The sequence below is a fragment of the Roseateles sp. P5_E1 genome (genome assembly GCF_054049335.1).
This window is the reverse complement of sequence record NZ_JBFUMN010000462.1, coordinates 1-526: the sequence shown is the minus strand read 5'-3', so window position 1 is coordinate 526 and position 526 is coordinate 1. Positions and strand designations below refer to the sequence as shown.

General features: G+C 69.8%; 2 protein-coding genes. Both read right to left on the bottom strand.

All coding sequences use genetic code 11. The annotated features are described in order from the left end of the window. Positions 1-318: 2-C-methyl-D-erythritol 4-phosphate cytidylyltransferase (locus tag ACXJKJ_RS32105; RefSeq protein ID WP_457395792.1), on the bottom strand; the 318-nt coding region annotated here is incomplete at its 3' end. Beyond that, positions 318-526 (bottom strand): septum formation initiator family protein (locus tag ACXJKJ_RS32100; protein WP_457395791.1); only part of this gene is annotated, 209 nt, incomplete at its 5' end. The genes ACXJKJ_RS32105 and ACXJKJ_RS32100, both read right to left, overlap by 1 nt.

The following is a 526-nucleotide window of genomic DNA, read 5'->3' as shown; positions in this document are numbered from 1 at the left end:
GTCATGCACCAGCACGAAATCATCGGCACGCACGCTTTCGGGCAGCGCCTGCAGCCCGGCCAGCACCGATGCGGCACGGGTAGCGCCGCCGATGCAGGTCAGGATCGGCTTGTCGGCCAGCGCCTGCCAGCCCGGCCAGTCGGTGTCGCCCTCGGCGATGGCCACCATCACCCCGGCAACCACCGGGTGCGACAGCAGGGCTTCCAGCGTATGCGCCAGTAGTACCCGGTCGCCTGCGACCAGGTACTGTTTGGGTGTCTGTCCACCGAAACGGGTGCCGCGACCAGCGGCCGGCACCACCGCCCAGACCGTGCCCATCAGGGCACTTCCTGCGGCAGCGCTTCCGGCGGCGCCATGGCCGCCGGTCCGCGCGCAGGCGCGACCGGGGCATCTTCGACCACGCGGTAGAACTTCTCGCCAGGCTTGATCATGCCCAGCTCGCTACGCGCGCGTTCCTCGATCGCGGCCTGGCCTTCCTTGAGGTCCTTGACCTCGGCGGCCAGCGCGTCGTTGCGCTGTTGCAGAC